General features: G+C 68.8%; 9 protein-coding genes. 5 read left to right on the forward strand and 4 right to left on the reverse strand.

All coding sequences use genetic code 11. The features are described from left to right. Nucleotides 1-246: 246 nt before the first annotated feature. Nucleotides 247-603, reverse strand: coding sequence for a tetratricopeptide repeat protein (locus ACFU8W_RS01790; protein WP_384031280.1), 357 nt, complete (start codon nucleotides 601-603; stop codon nucleotides 247-249). A 165-nt stretch (nucleotides 604-768) separates the two neighbouring features. On the opposite strand from ACFU8W_RS01790, the gene ACFU8W_RS01795 reads away from it, so the two are divergent. From ACFU8W_RS01795 to ACFU8W_RS01815, 5 genes are all read left to right on the forward strand, one after another. Then, on the forward strand, nucleotides 769-1,734 hold the full coding sequence (locus ACFU8W_RS01795) for a pirin family protein (RefSeq protein WP_384031282.1): 966 nt from the start codon (nucleotides 769-771) through the stop codon (nucleotides 1,732-1,734). 754 nt (nucleotides 1,735-2,488) lie between these two features. After that, nucleotides 2,489-5,305: a hypothetical protein gene (locus tag ACFU8W_RS01800; protein ID WP_384031284.1), complete on the forward strand. Its 2,817-nt coding sequence runs from the start codon at nucleotides 2,489-2,491 to the stop codon at nucleotides 5,303-5,305. Between the two features lie 752 nt (nucleotides 5,306-6,057). Next, nucleotides 6,058-9,732, forward strand: a complete 3,675-nt coding sequence (locus tag ACFU8W_RS01805; RefSeq protein ID WP_384031286.1) for a S8 family serine peptidase — start codon at nucleotides 6,058-6,060, stop codon at nucleotides 9,730-9,732. Nucleotides 9,733-9,761: 29 nt separating this feature from the next. Then, entirely contained in the window at nucleotides 9,762-10,373 is a 612-nt protein-coding gene (locus ACFU8W_RS01810) for a hypothetical protein (protein ID WP_384031288.1), read from the forward strand. Between the two features lie 121 nt (nucleotides 10,374-10,494). After that, nucleotides 10,495-11,493, forward strand: a complete 999-nt coding sequence (locus ACFU8W_RS01815) for a helix-turn-helix domain-containing protein (protein WP_384031290.1) — start codon at nucleotides 10,495-10,497, stop codon at nucleotides 11,491-11,493. An 85-nt stretch (nucleotides 11,494-11,578) separates the two neighbouring features. Here ACFU8W_RS01815 and ACFU8W_RS01820 read toward each other — a convergent pair whose 3' ends face one another. The 3 genes from ACFU8W_RS01820 to ACFU8W_RS01830 all read right to left on the reverse strand — a co-directional run bounded on the left by ACFU8W_RS01820 (nucleotide 11,579) and on the right by ACFU8W_RS01830 (nucleotide 17,148). Further along, entirely contained in the window at nucleotides 11,579-14,026 is a 2,448-nt protein-coding gene (locus ACFU8W_RS01820) for a GH92 family glycosyl hydrolase (protein WP_384032036.1), read from the reverse strand. Between the two features lie 403 nt (nucleotides 14,027-14,429). Next, nucleotides 14,430-15,314, reverse strand: coding sequence for an endonuclease/exonuclease/phosphatase family protein (locus ACFU8W_RS01825; protein WP_384031292.1), 885 nt, complete (start codon nucleotides 15,312-15,314; stop codon nucleotides 14,430-14,432). A gap of 16 nt (nucleotides 15,315-15,330) precedes the next feature. Beyond that, entirely contained in the window at nucleotides 15,331-17,148 is a 1,818-nt protein-coding gene (locus tag ACFU8W_RS01830; protein WP_384031294.1) for a glycoside hydrolase family 3 protein, read from the reverse strand. Nucleotides 17,149-17,909 lie beyond the last annotated feature (761 nt).

Here is a 17,909-nt window from a genome sequence, read left to right on the forward strand (position 1 = left end):
GGGGGTAGCAGTGCCCTGACCTTCGCGCACTGGGCGGAGCACCACGTGGCGGCCTTCCGCTGACATGGGCCCCGGTCGACGCAGCCGCCACCTCCCAGGCCGACGCATGTGGACACGGTCCGTCCGCAGCGGTGGGCCCGGTCGGCATGCGTTCGCCGACCGGGCCCACCGTCTTGCACCCACAGCGGCCGGGAATGAGGGCGGGCGTCCCTCGTCGGACAGTGTCCGTCCCGGAGCCCCGCCGTCTCAGCTGCTTATGTCCTCGCCGAAGTCCCCGGACATCGCCGCCGCCATCCTCAGGTGAGGCGTCGCCTCCTCCTGCCGGCCCTGCCGCTCCAGGGTGCGGCCGAGCATCAGCCGCGCATAGTGCTCCACCGGGTCGCGCTCCAGCACCGCCCGCAGCTCCGTCTCGGCCTTGCCGAGCCGCGCCGAGTGGTAGTAGGCGCGGGCCAGCAGCAGCCGCGGCGCGACCTGCTCCGGCGCTTCCTCGACCAGTCCGCCCAGGATCCGGGCCGCGGTCAGGTACTCCTTGGCCTCGAAGAACATCCGGGCGCGGTCCCAGCGGTCCGCTGCCGTGCCGAACTCGTAATAGGTGTCGTTCACTTGTCCTCCTCGGTCGCGGCCTTCGGCGATCCGTCGGGCCGTGCGTCCAATCGTTCGCGCAGCCCGCTGTCAGCTTGCACAACACCTCATTATGGTTGAACATTCCACCAAGCTTTTGGCGTGGGTACCGACCGCCCGCGCCTGCGCAGGAATAGGTTGAGCGCCATGAGCAATCTCGATCGCCAGGCCGCACTCTCCGTCTGCGGCGGCCGGGGCTTTGTCGTCGCCGACCCGGTGCGTGAACTCCTCAACCCGCGTCACGTCCAGCTCGGCGAATCCACCGAGGTTCGCAGGCTGCTGCCCAATCTCGGCCGCCGGATGGTCGGAGCCTGGGCCTTCGTCGATCACTACGGCCCCGACGACATCGCCGACGAACCCGGGATGCAGGTGCCGCCCCACCCCCACATGGGCCTGCAGACGGTCAGCTGGCTCCACGACGGCGAGGTGCTTCACCGCGACAGCCTGGGGAGCCTGCAGACGATCCGCCCGCGAGAACTGGGACTGATGACCTCCGGCCGGGCGATCAGCCACTCCGAGGAGAGCCCGAAGCCGCACGCTCGCTTTCTGCACGGCGCCCAGCTCTGGGTTGCGCTGCCCGACGCTCACCGCCACGTCGAGCCGCACTTCCAGCATCACACCGACCTGCCGACCGTGACCGCCCCCGGCCTCACCGCCACGGTGATCCTCGGCGAGCTGGACGGCGCCACTTCCCCCGGCACCGCCTACACCCCGATCGTCGGCGCCGACATCGCCCTGACCCGTGGCGCCCAGGCACGTCTGCCGCTCGATCCGGACTTCGAGTACGCCGTGCTGTCCATGTCCGGCGAGGCGGAGGTCGACGGCGTGGCCCTGCTGCCCGGATCGATGCTCTACCTCGGCTGCGGCCGCACCGAACTCCCGCTGCGCGCCGACTCCGACGCCGGGCTGATGCTCCTCGGGGGCGAGCCCTTCGAGGAGGAGCTCGTCATGTGGTGGAACTTCATCGGGCGGACGCACGAGGACATTGCGAAGGCCCGGGAGGACTGGATGAACAGTTCCCGCTTCGGCGAGGTGAAGGGCTACGACGGCGACCGACTGCCCGCCCCCGAACTCCCGCCCGTGGCGCTGAAACCGCGGGGGAGGGTGCGCTGACTCTGTCCTCCTGATCCCCGACCTTCCGACACGGCGCGCGGGCCGGTCCTCCGGGACCGGCCCGCGCTCACGCCTGCGCTGATGCGCTCTTCAGCTCGCCGATCGGCCGACGGACGGATCGCGCCGACCGTGGAGGTAACAACCGGCCCCGGTCCGACGCCCCTACCGGCGAAGACCGACCCTTCTGTCACGTCTTCGGGTGCGAGGCCCACAGCACAGAACAGCTCGTCCCCGACTGTCCCACTCCTCGTCGCCGCTGCGGAGTCCCATCCGGCAGCGGGCTCGCGGATCAACCAAACGATGGACAGAACCCGGCGCGTGTATTGCCTAGTCTCTGGACCGAGCGAACCGGGAGCGAAGATCGAAGCGTCGCGCTGGTTCGACGTGATGACGGTGGCGTGGATGGCGTTTGCGATGTTCGTGCTGTATGTCCAGCTCTGGCCGCCGCGGCCGGCGCTCCCAGCGGTCGCCGTGGGAACTGCTGTTGTGGTCGCCCTCAGAGGTGCAGGCGGGCGCACCGGCCGTACCGCAGGTGGTCGGCCTGGTGACGGGTGCGCTCGCCTCTCTCTCTTGTAAAAGGGGCGCGCCTCCAAGTCGGCCTGAGTGTCTTCGTGTCGGGGCAGCGCGACGCGAGAGCTCGGCGGTTGCCGGGCAGTCGTCTCGGTCGCCGATGCGCGCCACTCCCACCTTGATCGGTGCTGAAGCTGCCCTGCCGCTCCGCCGGTCGCAGCGAACACAGAAAGGAATTCACGCAATGAGCAGACGCCGCCAGTTGATCGCCGTACTTGTGGCCGGGATACTCGCTCTCTCGACCGGTGTAGTGGCAACTTATTGGTCAGGAACCACGCCACGGGTCGAGAGAGCCGAAACCGGCAAGGATCTGGACAAGCTGCACGAGGCATCCCCTGGTGAGCCGTGGGAGGAAGGCGGCGAGGAGGGCGAGGAAGGCGAGGGGGAAAACCCCGGAACCGCCGGACAGGTCGCATTCCGCCATCGCGCCTACCCCGGTGACACCATCACCTTGGAGCAGATGAACGGCGCTCGTGCCGCCTATGGCTCGGCCAAGGGCCGGCCGTTCCCGACCGGCAAGGGGAAGAAGGGTACTTGGGTCACGGTGGGGCCCAAGGAAGCGGTCTATCCGTCCTCCCCGCACCGCGACGCGGACGGCTATCTGCCCAACGAGTACGTCGCGGGTGGCCGTACCACCGCAGAGGCGATCAGTCCCACCTGCGTGCCGGGTCACTGCAGGCTGTGGATCGGGGCCGCCGGTGGTGGCGTCTGGCGGACCGAGAACGCGCTCGCCGACGAGCCGAGCTGGAAGTACCTCGGCGGACCGCTGGGCATCAACTCCGTCGGCACGCTGAGCCTCGACCGCAACGACGCCACCGGCAACACGATCTACGTCGGCACCGGCGAGGCCAACACCTGCTCCTCGGGTTGCGTGGCCGGCGTCGGCATCTACAAGTCCACCAACGGTGGCGACACCTGGACCGGACCACTGGGCAAGGCGGAACTCGGCGGCAAGGGCATCAGTCAGATCACGGTCAAGCCGGGTGACCCCCGGACGATGTACGCCGGCACCACCACCGCGATGCGCAGCATTTCGAGCACCTGCTGCTCCGGGATCACCCGTCCGGTGCCCGACGCGGCCAAGTGGGGTCTGTACAAGTCCACCGATGGCGGAGCCACCTGGGCCTTGGTTCACAACGGGTCGGCCGATGTCGCGGACTGCACCGGCAGCCAGGCCGAGTACGCCAACCAGGGCGTCTGCTCGCCGCGAGGTGTCCAGGGTGTCGAACTGGACCCCGGCAACCCGGAGATCGTGTACGCGTCCGTATGGTCGCGGGGCATCTGGCGGTCGCCGGACGGCGGCACCACCTGGACGCAGATCAAGCCGTCGCTCAACGCGACGCTCCCCTATACCCGTGCCAACTTCGACGTGACCCGGCTGCCGAACGGCAAGACCCGGATGTACGTCTACGAGGGCAACATGTCCCAGCCGGCCTCCCGGCTGTTCCGCAGCGATGACGTGGCCACCGGCACCCCTGCCTTCTCCGATCTGGCCACCTCCGATACCACCAAGCCCGGGTACGCCTGGTCAGGCCTCTGCACCCAGACGTGCTGGTACGACATCGTCGTCCACACCCCCGAGGGGCACCCGGACATGGTCTACGTCGGCGGTTCCTACTCCTACGGTGACAACATCTCCAACAAGAAGGCGGTGATCCTGTCCACCGACGCCGGGGCGACCGGCACCGACATGACGATGGACGGCACCGACCGGCTGCATCCGAACGGCCTGCACCCGGACCAGCAGGCCCTGGTGACCAACCCCAAGAACCCGTTCCAGTTCTTTTCGGCCAGTGACGGCGGCGTGGTGCGCTCCAGCGGCACGTTCGTCGACCGCTCGGCGTGGTGCGACGACCCTCGCCGGAACCTGTCCGAGAGAAGCAAGCCCCGCTGCTTGCAGATGCTCTCCCGTATCCCGTCTGAGCTGCGCAGCCTCAACAAGGGACTGAGCACGCTGCAGTTCAACAGTCTGTCGGTCAGCCCGCACAACAGCAACGTGCTGCAGGGCGGGACGCAGGACAACGGCACCTGGCAGACCGACGGCAGCCCGAGCCTGTGGCGGAACACGGCGATCGGCGACGGCGGCCAGTCGGGCTTCGATGTCGGCCGGCCGGAGTTCCGCTTCCACACCTTCTCCGGCACGACCGTGGAGGTGAACTTCAACAACGGAAACAACGACGACTGGATCTGGGCCACCGAGGGGATCGCCGGGAAGGCCTTCACCGAGTTCTATGCGCCTATGCTCAGCGACCCGAAGGTCAGCGGCACGATATTCGCCGGCGCCGGCCGGTCGGTCTACCGGACCAAGACGTTCGGGCTCGGTGACCGGACGGTCGAGGAGGCCAGTAAGGTCTGCAACTCCAGGACCCGCGACCGTCAGACGAAGTGCGGCGACTGGGTCGAGCTCGGGTCCAAGCCGCTCAACGACGCTGCCTGGGGCGACCGGAAGGGGGGCGGGGTGGCAGCCATCGAGCGCACCACCGCCGACACCAGCACCGCCTGGGCGGCGACGACCACCGGCCGGGTTTTCGTCTCCCGCAACATCGACGCGGAACCGGCGGCCTCGGTCTCCTGGACCCGGATCGACGACGCGTCGACCCCGAACCGGTTCATCAGCGGCATCCACGTCGACCCCGCTGACGGAAACCACGCCTGGATCTCCTACAGCGGCTTCAACTCGGCCACGCCGGACACCGCAGGGCACGTGTTCGAGGTCCGGTTCGACTCGGAGACCGGCAAAGCCGGCTGGACCGACCGCTCGTACGACTTCGGTGACCAGCCGATCAACGACCTGGTGCGTGACGACACCTCCGGTGACCTCTACGCGGCGACCGACTTCGGCGTGCTGCGGCTCGCGGCCGGGACCAAGACGTGGACTCAGGGTGCTCCTGGAATGCCCAACGTCGAGGTGGCGGGCCTGACCGTCGTGCCGGGCAAGCGGATCCTCTACGCCGCGACACACGGGCTCGGAGCCTGGCGGCTCAATCTCGGCTCCGAATGACATCGGAGAAACGCCGGGCGAGGGGCCGCACCCGCGGCCCCTCGCCCTACCCCATGGTGCTCAACCGTCTCGACACCGCGGGGATCGTGGCGGTCGTCGACGCCGAGCACCCGCGCCAGGTGTTCCGGAGCCTGCTCACCACGCGGCGCGGTCCCTCAGCCCTGCGGGCGAGGAGTGGGCGGCGGCAGCAACGGAGCGACTCCCACAGCCCGTCAGGAACCGGTCGACGCGATGGATCGGCACCCACAACCGTGCGTCTTGCACCGCCGGCCCATCACCACGTGAGGCATCCTCTTGCCGCCGAAGATTTTTCGCGAAATATGCCGCGGAGCAATCGGCTTGCTTGATTTCTGTGCCCGCTGGACCGATTCTTTGCGAAAATCCGGAGGGAGGCGGACATGGACCCGCTGTCTGCTAATTCCCTCGATTCCTTACAGGGCAATCCCATTGCGTTCGTGTCTCGGAATCTTCGGGAGCCCCTCAGGCGGCGCCGATGGTGATCCGTCGCGTCTGACCAGCATCGCCAAGGCTGCATGGCGTCTCCCCGCCGGTGGTCCGGTCCATTGCTGTGGCGGGTTTGCGGCATGGAAGAAATCCGCCACGGTCAGTCAGTTGCCTTTATCTCTGACCAACCCTCAGTATCTGGTCGATGCGGCCAGCAAATGCTTTGCCGCGACGAGTAGGAGGAATTCGTGCATCCCCCGCCATATTCACGGCGAATACGAAAGAACGGCATCTCAGGAGGCCTGGCGATGAGACGCTCGGGACAACGGCTCGCCATCGCGGTTGTCGGCATCACCGTCCTCGGGATGGCCGTGCCGACAGCCTCGGCGAGTGCCGCCGGCCCGGCCCCAGCCCCGGCTTCCGCTACCGCCAACCTGGCCGCGTCGGCCCGCGACGACCTTCTGAAGGCTGCCGCCGGAACTCAGGCAAGCCTGCAGCTGACGCTGGTGACCGGTGACAAGGTGACGATCGGTGTCGGCAAGGACCGGAAGCCCTTCGTCCGCTCGATCGAGCCCGCGGAGCGGGCCGGGCATGAGTCGGTTGTCTTCCAGACCGTCACCAGGGACGGCCAGGACTACGTCGTACCGGACGACGCGTTGCCGCTGCTGCGTGCCGACCTGCTGGACTGGGAGCTGTTCAACCTTGCCAAGCTGGCCGATTGGGCGGTTGAGGGCAAGACCGGTGAGGTCCCGGTGATCGAGACGTTCACCGCCAAGACCAACGCCCGGACGGCGGCGACTCCCGCCGGCACCTCCGCCAAGAGAGTCCTGTCGAGCATCAACGGCCGCTCCATGAGCGTCAAGGGCAACGGCCAGTGGTGGCGGGAGGTGCGCAAGAAGAACCCCGGCAAGTCCGTCTCCGCCGCCAAGGCGGCCGGCCCGCTGGACGGAGTGAAGAAGGTGTGGCTGAACGAGCTGACGAAGCTTCAGCTCGACCAGTCCGTACCGCAGATCGGCGCACCCACCGCCTGGAGCCACGGCTACGACGGTTCGAACGTCAAGGTTGCGGTGCTGGACAGCGGCATCGACGCCACCCACCCCGACTTCACCGGACAGATCACCGAGGCGGTCGACTTCACCGGCAGCCCGAAGGGTCCGGTGGACGAACACGGACACGGCACCCATGTGGCGTCCACGATCGCTGGCACCGGCCAGGCCTCCAACGGGCGGCTGCGCGGTGTGGCACCCGGTGCGAAGCTCGAGATCGGCAGGATCTGCGACGCCGAAGGAAAGTGCGCCGGCGACGCGATCGTCGCCGGTATGGAGTGGGCCGCCAAGTCCGGTGCCCGCGTGGTGAACATGAGCATCGGCGGCCAGCCCACCGACGGTACGGACCCGCTGAGCAAGTCGGTCAACGAGCTCAGCCGCAAATACGGCACCCTGTTCGTCATCGCCGCGGGCAACAACGGCCCGGGCTCCTCGACGGTCGCGTCGCCGGGTTCCGCCGACGAGGCACTGACCGTCGCGGCCGTGGACAAGAGCGACAAGATGGCCCCCTTCTCCAGCCGCGGACCTCGCGTCGGGGACGGCGGGGCCAAGCCGGACATCGCTGCTCCGGGCGTCGCCATCGTCGCGGCCCGTGCCAAGGGCACCGGGATGGGCAAGCCCGTGGACGACTTCTACACGTCCGCCAGCGGCACCTCCATGGCCACCCCCCACACGACCGGCGCCGCGGCGATCATCGCCCAGCAGCACCCGGAGTTCAACGGACGGCAGATCAAGGCGCTGCTGATGGCCACCGCCAAGGACCTCGGGCACGACCTGTACGAGCAGGGCGCCGGCCGGGTGGACCTGGTCAAGGCGATTGACCCGAAGATCATCCCGGACGGGAACCTGAACTTCGGCCGGGCCGCATACCCGCACGCGCCGGTGTCCAGGACGGTCACCTACAGCAACTTCACCGACGAGCCGATCACCCTCACGCTGTCCGCCGAGACCACCTCCTCGGGCAAGCCCGCACCGGCGGGGCTGTTCACGCTCAGCGCCGACCACGTGACCGTGCCCGCCAAGGGCTCGGCCGACGTGACGGTGACCATGGACGGCAGGGTGCTGGATAGTGCCGGGCAGTACGGCAGATACACCGGCGCGCTGATCGCCAACGACAGCGCGGGGACGCAGCTGGGATCGTCACGGATCTCGGCGTTCCTGGAGCCGGTCCGCCACGACCTGACCATCAAGGTCATTCCCCCGGCCGGCGCCACCGACCTCTCCTACGGCAACGCGCTGGTCGTCCCGGTGAACGAGGACAAGCTGCACCTGTACGAAAAGCCGGTGACGGTACCGGGCGGCGAGACGACCAAGGCACAGGTCTTCGCCGGCACGGTCGCGGCGGCCATGGCGGTGACGTGGCGGGACGCGGCCGGTGAGCTGCACAAGGCCGCACCGATGGCACCGCAGGTGGAGGTCAACGGGCCGACCACCGTGGAGCTGGACCTGCGCAAGGTCAAGCCGGTCAGGGTGAATACCCCGGAGCCGACCGAGACCTACCGCGCGTCCTTCAGGCTTCAGCGGACCTCCGCGGACGGCAATTGGGGGATCAGCTCGCGGCTGGTCGCCGACTACGGTCCCGGTGAGGCGCACTGGTGGGTCCTGCCGACCGGTGAGGTGAGCGTCGGCACGCTCTCCTTCAACAGCGAGCATGTCCTGGTACCGCCGTCCGTGACGATGAGGGCCACAGGCAACGGTGACTCCTTCGACCTGGACGCCCGCTACCCGACGCCCGACGCCACCATCTTCGCCGGCGGCCAGCAATGGAAGGACGAGAACGGGAAGGTCAAGAGCCGCCTCGTGCGGTTGACGATTCCCCGACTGCCCACCAACGGGAACAAGCCCGTTGTCCACGCGGGCACCGGTTCGGCCGAGGAACTCGCCAAGGTCGACGCGAAGGGCGCGCTCGTCCTGCTGAGGCCCACCGACATCTGCACGACGACCTGCGACCTCACCGCACTGCGCAAGCGAGTGGCGGCGGCTGCCGCCGCGGGCGCGGTCGGGGTGCTGGTGGCCGGCGAGACCAATCGGATCACCCTGCCGACGTACCTCACCGAGGGCGGCATATGCAAGGACGGTCCGGACAGCTGCCCGCCGGTCGGCCCGTACACGGCGCTGCCGATCGTGACCGTGTCGCCGACCGCGGCCGCCACGCTCATCCAGCGGATCGGGAGCGGCGCCGAAGGCGGCGTCGAGGTCGTCCTCGGCGGCAACAGTGAGGTGTCGAAGGCCTACGCGCTGGCGTTCCACACGACCGGCCGGATTCCCAGCAGCCTGCCGCACCGGGTCCTGCCCTCGGACCTCGACCGGGTCGATCACCGCATCCACGCCGACCGGCCTGGCGCGGTTCCCTACTTCAACTGGACCCGGATGACCGCCTCCGGCCCGGCGGCATCGACAGCGAACCTGCCCAAGCCGTTCAGCCAGCGGCAGCTCACCACCTTGGTCGGACCGCGAGACGACAACGCGATCGACCACTTCGAGCAGTCCGTCAAGGATTACCTCGCGCCGTCCCTGCTGCGTTCAGCGGGCACGGCCGAGATCCATGACCTGACGCTCGAGGGAAACAGCACGGTCGACTGGAACGCCGGTCCGTCGCTGCCCGGAGCGGTGCCGCAGCCCCGCACCAAGTCGGGCGTCACGATCAGCACTGGCCTGCCGTGCGCGGGTTGCCGGGACGCCGACCAGTTCTGGCCGAACCTGTACACGACCAGCAGCAATGGTGGCCGCCAGGCCATGGTCGGCATCGTCAACGACCCGTTCGGCGTCAGCCTGATCGTCTGGAATATGGAGACCTGCGCGCCGCCCGCCTGTGACGTGAGCCTCTTCAACGAGGCCGGCGACGAAGTCACGAAGAAGTTTGTTCCGGCCACGGTCTTCATCGGGCTCGGTGAGCCCGGCAACGCGGCGGACCCGGTCTCGGGGGGACAGCGATGAGGACCGACGTGAGCAAGGAGAACGTTGCGATGAACAGTGCGCCATCACGGTGGCGCCGGACGGCGAACCTCGCGGCAGTGGCGGCCGCCGCGCTGATGGCGTTGACGGGATGCGCGCTGAGCGCTGACGTCGTCGCCTACGACCTGCCGGCGGAATCAGCCCGCTACTCGTTCCAGGCGGAGACCAACGGGACCAAGACCGTGTGGGAGTACACCTCCGCGCAGCCGACCAAGAACGACGCGCCCCCGTCGCAGCCCTGCGTCGGCGACATCATCCAGAAGAAGCCCGGTCTTCCGTGCCGGCCCGAGCCGCTCATCTTCCTGAAGTACGACCTGGGCCTGGACCTGGACAACACCGCCAAGTCCGACGGTGTTCACCACATCACGGTCACCGGCTACTACCAGGAGCGGCTCAGCACCCCACCGACCGTGACCGAGTTGCGGGCGGAGGCCAGCTTCGACGGCGGTAAGACCTGGAAGTCGGCGAGTGTCAAGGCCAGTGGGAAGAACACCTTCACCGTGGACATCAACCACCCGAGCCGTGACGAGGCTCCGGCAGGGGTCGGGCTGCGGATCAGCGCTACCGACAGTGCGAAGGACACCGTCAAGCAGACCATCCCCAAGGCGTACCAACTGGGCTGAGGTGAACCGCTGAAGCGGTGAACCGGCCCGCAGGTCCACGGCCGGGGCGGGACGTGAGTCCCGTCCCGGCCGTCTCACCCGGCTCAACGGCCAGGGACGACAAACAGGCCAAGGAGCACACATGCTGACAGACGTGCTGGGACTGACCCCCGCAGAGTCGGAGACCTACCGCACGCTCATCTCGGTAGCCTCTGCCACTCCCGCCGAACTTGCCGAGTCCGTCGGCTGCGACACCCGCCAGGTCGTGCGCATCCTCGGCATGCTCGAAGCCCGGGGACTCGCCACGCGCAGCCTCGGGGACACCACCCGGTTCGTGGCCTCCCCACCGGCGGCAGCGCTCCGGGCACTGCTGATCGAGCGACAGAACGAGCTCAAGCTGGCGGAACTCGAACTCGACTCCCTCGACGAGATCTACCGCGCGGCCGCCCTCGGGCGCGGCGCCGCGGACATCGTCGATGTGATCCACGGCGCGGAGGCCATCCGGGAGCGCATCGGACAAATACAACTCGGCGCACGGAAAGAGGTCATGAACCTCGTCAAGGCGCCGGTCCTTTCGGTCGGCAACATGAGCGACGCCGCGGTCATCGCGCGCGGCGTCCGCTACCGCGTAGTACTCGAACGTGCGCTGCTCGACGAGGGAGCCCTGCCGATCGACGAGGTCGTCCAGGCGCGGGCCAAAGGAGAGGAGTTCCGCACCGCAGAGGCGGTGCCACTGAAACTCTTCATCGTGGACCGAGAGTTCGCCTTTGTTCCCCTCCTCGGTTCGGCCAGTGCCACAAAGCCGGGAGCCCTGCTCGTGCACGCGAGCACCTTGCTTGATGCGCTGATAGCACTCTTCGAGTCCGAATGGGAGAAGGCAACGGAGTTTGCCACCTCCGCAGGCGCCCTGCGCAACGCGCCGGCCATCGACGACCTGGACGCACAAATCCTCAGCCTGTCACTGACCGGCCTCGCCGACAAAGCGATCGCCGCCCAACTGAACAGCTCCCTGCGCACAGTGCAGCGCCGGGTCCGGAATCTGATGGACATCGCGAAGGTGCAGAATCGCATTCAACTGGGCTACCGGGCGGCGCGGCTGGGCTGGCTCGAAACCGAGCCGGCCGACAACCGGACCACATGAACCCTGGTGGACACGAACTGCCTTGCACAGGTGCCGCGGCCGGTGGCCCTGCCACCGACCGCGGCTGTTGCTCACCGGGGCAGAATCAGTGAGGCAGGGTGCCCGGGTCGGTCGCCCAGCCGGTGTTGGCCCGGTCGCTCACCTCGAACGACAGGGAGCCGCCTCGGCGCACGAGCGAGCCGTCCGCCCAGGAGGAGTTGTGCTTCTTGCCGTTGAGGGTCGCCGAGTCCACGTACAGGTTGGCACGGGATGCCTGGGGTGCGTCGATCGTGATCTCCTCCCGGTCCCCGGCGCCCGCGATGACGGCGTGCGGGAAGACCGGAGTGCCCAGCAGCAGGTCGGCCGAGCCCGGTGCCTTGGGGTAGATGCCGAGCGCCGCGAAGACGTACCACGCCGACATGGTGCCGAGGTCGTCGTTGCCGGGGAGGCCGGCGGGGCCCGTCCCGTACACGGTGTTGAGGATCTGGCGGACGGTCTCCTGGGTCTTCCACGGCTTGCCGAGGGCGTTGTACAGCCACGGGGCGTGGATGCCTGGCTCGTTGGTGGGGTCGTAGCGCAGGGCGTCGCCGCCGCGGATGGACCAGGAGCCGTCGGGCTTGTGGAAGAAGTCGTCCAGGCGGGCCGCTGCCTTGTCGCGTCCGCCCATGGCGGTGGCGAGCCCCTGGACGTCCTGCGGCACCATCCACAGATAGGTGGCGGCGCTGCCCTGGGCGAAGCCGAGGCCGGAGGCGGGGTTGAACGGGGTCACCCAGGAACCGTCGACGTTGCGGGCCTGGATGTAGCCGGCGGTCGGGGTGGCAGCGGGGTTGAACACGTTCTTCCAGTAGCCGCCGCGCTCGCTCAGCGTCTTGTACTCCTCGTCACGGCCCAGCAGCTGGGCCCACTGTGCGAGAGCGGCGTCGGCGACGGAGTCCTCGAGCGTCTCGGCGGCGCCGCCCCAGCAGTGGCACTGATCCTGCGCGGCGTAGCCGGACTTCATGTACTGGGCGAGGTTGGGACGATTGCCCTCGCACTGGCCCGGGCAGCCCGCGTCGGACAGCCCGGACGGGTGCGGCACGGTGGCCTGGCGGTACAGGGAGTCGAAAGCGCCCTGGACGTCGAAGTTGCGGACGCCCATGGCGTAGAACGTCGCCAGGGTGGCCGCCGAGGGATCGCCGGTCATGACGTGGGTGGCGCCGCTGATGTGCACCCAGCGGTCCCAGACCCCGTCGTTCTGCTGCGCGAAGTTGTACAGCGACTGGGCGAAGTCGCCCGCGACGCGCGGTTCGAGCAGGGCGAGCAGCTGCACCTGGGCCCGGTACTGGTCCCAGCCGGAGAAGTTGCTGTACTGCGCCTTCTGGCCGCGGGCGAGTGCATGGACCTTGCGGTCCATGCCCACGTAGGTGCCGTCGCGGTCGCTGATCAGGTTGGGCTGCTGCAGGGAGTGGTAGAGGGCGGTGTAGAAAGCGGCACGGCGGCTCTCGTCGCCTCCGCTGATCTTGACGGACTTCAGCGCCCTGTCCCAGGCGCCCTTCCCGGCCTTCGCCACGTCCTCGACGCTCGCGGTCGGGGCGATCTCACCGCGCAGGTTCGCCTCCGCACCGGCCAGGGAGACGTAGGAGATCCCGACGCGCATGGTGACATCGTTGTCGGTCGACGGATCGAAGGAGACGTATCCGCCGGAGCCCCGGCCTGCCCGGTCGGCGCCGGTCAGGTAGCCCTCGCCACCGTCGGCGCTGGTGGACCCGGGGGAGAGCTTGTCGTCGTGCCAGGTACCCACGCCGGAGAAGCCGCGGTCGAAGGCGGCGGTGAAGTACAAGCGGTAGTAGCTCTTGCGGTTGTTGTTGGGCGTACCGCCGTTGGCGCGCCTGCCGCAGAACGCGCCGGTCTCCACCCAGCCGGTGACCTTGTTGTGCGCGGTGTCGATGTCGACGTGGGCGTCCTCGCTGCCGTTCAGAGAGTTGGAGACCCGGAACAGCAGGTTGGCGGGCTTGTCCTTGGGAAAGGTGAAGTCGGCCACGCCGGCTCGCTCGCTGACCGCCAGGTCGGTGGTGACACCCGAGTCGAGGCCCACCCGGTAACGGCCCGGCTCGGCCTTCTCGTTCGCGTGCGAGAAGTTCGCCGCGTACTTCGCGTCCTTGGTGTCGGCGGTGGGCGAGGAGTCCACAGCGCCGGCGAACGGCATGACCGGCACGTCACCGGCTGCTCCCGGGTGACACCCCGCGCCGTTGATGTGCGTGAGGGAGAAGCCCCGCAGACGGGTGGTGTTGTAGGAGTACCCGTTGGCGGCGGCGGTGTTGGTCTGGTCGCCCGCGGTGCTGGTGGGCGACCAGGCGATCATCCCGAACGGCACATTGGCGCCGGGGTAGGTGTTGCCGCCGTTGCTGGTGCCGATGAGCGGGTCCACATACTGAACGGGGTGCGGGACCGGGGCCGCCGCGGTGGAGTCGGCGATTGCTGCGGGACTTCCGAGCATCGGGAGGAGCAGCCCGGCCGAGATGACGGCAACGCCGGCGGCGATGGCTGGACGGTGGTCCCGTGTTCTCCGGAACATTTGCATGTTGAAGCACTTTCCTTTCGTGCGTACTGCGCATTCCGGGCTTCCCTTATGGAGTGCAAACGCCCGGAACAGGCGAGAAGTTAGGCGGGCCGCGCAGGCGTGACGCGGCCCCCCGCGTTACCTCGGATGAATTCCTTGTGAACCATGGCCTGTGGAGGCGAGGGACTCCGCTGCGCCGCCCGGCAGGGTCTCGGGCGGGAGCGCTGCCGTCGAACAGGCCCTCCCCGGCCGGGCCGGCCCGGCCGGGGAGGGCAGGGGTTGATGAGTTCGCGATTGCCCTGTTGTGGAGCTGTTGCGCCTGCAACCCGTGTCCGCGCTGCCGCCGTTGCCGGGCAGGAGGCAGCGTGGACGGGGCTGCGGTCGGCGTTCTGCCGGGGCGTTGCCGGGCCTCGAGCGGTTAGCGGCCGCGCTGGTGGAGCTCCAGGTCCGTGACCACGGGGCGGTGGTCCGACGCCTCCGTCGCGACTTCCTGGGCACCCACCACGGTGATGTCAGGGGAGACGGTCACAAAGTCGATGCGCTTGACCGGGTTGATCGCCGGGTACGTCCCGCCGATGTTCGGTGCGGTGTCCCGCAGATGCTGCCACAGCGGCGCCAACTCCGGGGCCTTCGCCTCGGCGTTGAAGTCGCCGACCAGGACCTTCGGGCCGGAGTCGGCCGCAAGCACATCGAGCATGTCCGCCACCTGGGCCTTGCGGACCGACGGGTTGCCCCGGTAGTCCAGGTGCGTGTCGTAGACGTGCACGTGCGAGCCATTGACGTTGACCGTCACCTCGGCGAAGCCGGGCGCCGGGGCCGGCACCGGATTGGGCGTCTGGGTGGAGAGCCGGGTGATGTCGTGGTTCTCGGCCTCGAGTATGGGGTAGCGGCTCAGCACAGCGACGCCGTACTGCGGCCGGTCCCCGCCCTGGGTGGCCGGGTCCATGTCGTAGATCGGTGCGAAGAACACCTGCATGTCCAGCTTATCGGCCAGCGAACGGGCCTCGTCGACGAAATTGCTACGGGCACCCCAGTGCACGTCGACCTCCTGGAGGCCGACCACGTCGGCGCGCAGACCGCGGATCGCCTCGGCGGTGCGGTCGAGGTCGAAGACGTTGTCCTCGCCGGCCCCGGCGTGGATGTTGTAGGTCGCCACCCGCAGCGACACCGCCGGGGCCTGCGACCCGGGGACGTTGGCGTCCGCGGCCGTCGCCGGTGCCACCGAGGCGAGCACGGCGGTGACTGCGAGTACGGCAGCGGCGGCACGGCTGCCGCGGACGGGACGTCGGAAATCGAGCTTCATGTCTACTCCGGATCGATCAGATGATGGTGAGGCCGGCACCGAACGGGAACAGGGGCGTTCCCGGACGGGTGGGATCGGGGATGGTCACGGGCAGTCGTCCGGCGGGCTGGATCGCCCCGGTCAGCACCCCGGCGAGGGAGCGCATCGCCACGTCGTTGAACGCATAGGTGGTGAGGTAGGTGGGCACCTCGGGGAAACACATCACGTCGTACGGGTCGCGCACGGCCACCACGACGACCCGGGCACCGGACGCCAGCAGCGCCTCGACCAGCTGCTGCTGGCCGGGATCGGCGGCCGCGCGGTTGGTGAGCACCACCGTGGCGCCGTGCGACCGCGCGGCCGCGACGGCGGCGTCGATGCGCGCCCGGGACGGCTTCGCCCCGGTGCTCAGGACGTCCATCGCCAGGCCCCGGTCGGTGAGCGCCCGGCCCAGGGCCGCGGTGGTCGTCGGCGCCGCCGGGTCGTCCCATCCGGTGATAAGCACCCGGTCCGTCGGTCCGAGCGGGAGCGCGCCGGCCTCGTCGCGCAGCAACGTCGTGGTGCGGTCGGTGATCCGCTGCGCGACGGCGAGGTGGTCCGGTGTGCCGACCGTGTCCGCGACGTCCGCGGTGCCGACGAACGGCGCGCGGACGATTCCGCGGCGCCACTTCAGCCGCAGCACCCGGGCCACCGACTCCTCGATGCGGCGCTCGGTGAGCTCACCCCTGCGGACCGCGGCCAGGACCGCCTCGTAGGCGATCCGCATCACCGGCGGGTTGACCAGCATGTCGGCGCCCGCCTTGAGCGCGAGCACCGGCACTCGCTCGTCGCCGTACTTCTGCCGTACGCCGGCCATACCGAGCGAGTCGGTCACCACGACGCCGTCGAAGCCGAGCTCTTCGCGCAGCAGCCCGGTGAGGATCGGGTGGGACAGGGTGGCGGGGTCGCCGGACGGGTCGAGCGCCGGCACGACGATGTGAGCGGTCATCAGCACATCGGCGCCGGCAGCGATGGCGGCCCTGAACGGAGGCAGGTCGATCCGGTCCAGCTCCGTGCGGGAGTGGTTGATGACCGGCAGTCCGCTGTGGCTGTCGACCGCCGTGTCGCCGTGGCCGGGGAAGTGCTTGACGGTCGCGGCCACACCGGCGGCCTGGTAGGCGCGCACCTGCGCGGCCACCATCTCGGCGGCCAGCTCGGGGGATTCGCCGAAGGAGCGCACTCCGATCACCGGGTTGGCCGGGTTGACATTGACGTCGGCCACCGGCGCGAGGTTCTGGTTGACGCCGACGGACCGCAACTCCTGCCCGGTGATGCCGGCAGCGATGCCCGTGTCGGCGACGCTGCGTCCGGCGGCGAGGGCCATGTTGCCGGGGAACTGGGTGGCCGGCGGCCCCAGCCGCACCACCGCACCCTGCTCCTGGTCGATGCTCAGCAGCAGCGGCACTCGTGACGGCTGCTCGAGGGCCACCCGCTGGACGCCGTTGGAGAGTCCGGCGACCTGCTCGGGCGCACGGGTGTTGCCGGCATAGGCGAAGTACACGAAGCCACCGAGGTGGTAGCGGGCCACGGCCTGTGCCGCATTGTCCACTCCGAGGAAGGACTGGTTGGTGCGGACCGCGTCGGGGTCGCTGGTGTCCGCGGACTCGCCGTACACGCGGGTGGTGAACAGCTGGCCGACCTTCTCCTCCAGCGTCATCCGGCTGAGCGTGGAGTTCACCCAACCGGTCTCGGCGGCAGGGGCCGGTGGCGCGGTGGCGGCCATGGCGCGCGGCGCGTTGAGCGCGACCGCGGTTGCCGCAGTGACGCCGGCCGCGAGGATCGCTCGACGGCTGACGGAATGTTCGGGAAATGGCATGCGGCGCTCTCCAGGTATGGAACCAGAACCGCCTCACAAAGGCGGAGACACAACGAGCCGAGAAATTAGGGAACTTCGATGAATCGCTGACTGTAGATCACCGAAGCGCATATGACTAACTGATGACATCCATATGTCCCGGAACCCGGGTCCGACGGTCTGTTCGGAAATCAGCCCAGCCCAGGGGCGGGCTACCGCAGTACCGCTGAACTCCCCGTTTCGGTTTGTTGACTTGGCTGCGGCTGAGAGGCCGTCTACTTACCGGTCAGCGGGCTTGTCCGGTCGAACAGGGGGTCTGAAACACGTCTGGGTGCGGCTGAGCCGGGCAATTGGTGAGGGTTCATCGGAGAATCCTGTTGAGTGGATGGCGTAATTCGCCGTGTCATAAATACGCCACTCGTTTCCTCTTGCAGCGGTTGTGGGGTGCTGCGTCAAATGGGGGACCGGCACATGAATGCCTTCCGCTGTTGACCGGACTACAGCGCATGGGTCGACCTCAGTTCAGCGGTAGGGGAGTCACACGTTTCCCATGTCAGGCAAGGGGGACCAGCCGCGTGGAAGATCTCCGCGCGGCTGGTCGCGCTGAAGGCGGCCTTGGCCGTCATGGGGGCGGGCTTGCCCGGCCGGCGGTGGCCCTCACTCGGACGGTGTCGGCCGCCGGGCCTCGCTGACCTACCCGGTCCGTCACGTCGATGGTCGCGCAGGTCTTCCGACCCGCACGCTGCAGACGCTGTGGGAGTCAGACGGCCAGGGCCGGCTGC

It is taken from the genome of Streptomyces sp. NPDC057565, from assembly GCF_042801455.1.
Classification (GTDB): domain Bacteria; phylum Actinomycetota; class Actinomycetes; order Streptomycetales; family Streptomycetaceae; genus Streptomyces; species Streptomyces yanii.

Bases quoted from the DNA above. Each gene is read 5' to 3' on its own strand.
- ACFU8W_RS01795 (WP_384031282.1), top strand. From the start codon at position 769: ATGAGCAATCTCGATCGCCAGGCCGCACTCTCCGTCTGCGGCGGCCGG.
- ACFU8W_RS01800 (WP_384031284.1), top strand. From the start codon at position 2,489: ATGAGCAGACGCCGCCAGTTGATCGCCGTACTTGTGGCCGGGATACTC.
- ACFU8W_RS01805 (WP_384031286.1), top strand. From the start codon at position 6,058: ATGAGACGCTCGGGACAACGGCTCGCCATCGCGGTTGTCGGCATCACC.
- ACFU8W_RS01810 (WP_384031288.1), top strand. From the start codon at position 9,762: ATGAACAGTGCGCCATCACGGTGGCGCCGGACGGCGAACCTCGCGGCA.
- ACFU8W_RS01815 (WP_384031290.1), top strand. From the start codon at position 10,495: ATGCTGACAGACGTGCTGGGACTGACCCCCGCAGAGTCGGAGACCTAC.
- ACFU8W_RS01820 (WP_384032036.1), bottom strand. From the start codon at position 14,026: ATGTTCCGGAGAACACGGGACCACCGTCCAGCCATCGCCGCCGGCGTT.
- ACFU8W_RS01825 (WP_384031292.1), bottom strand. From the start codon at position 15,314: ATGAAGCTCGATTTCCGACGTCCCGTCCGCGGCAGCCGTGCCGCCGCT.
- ACFU8W_RS01830 (WP_384031294.1), bottom strand. From the start codon at position 17,148: ATGCCATTTCCCGAACATTCCGTCAGCCGTCGAGCGATCCTCGCGGCC.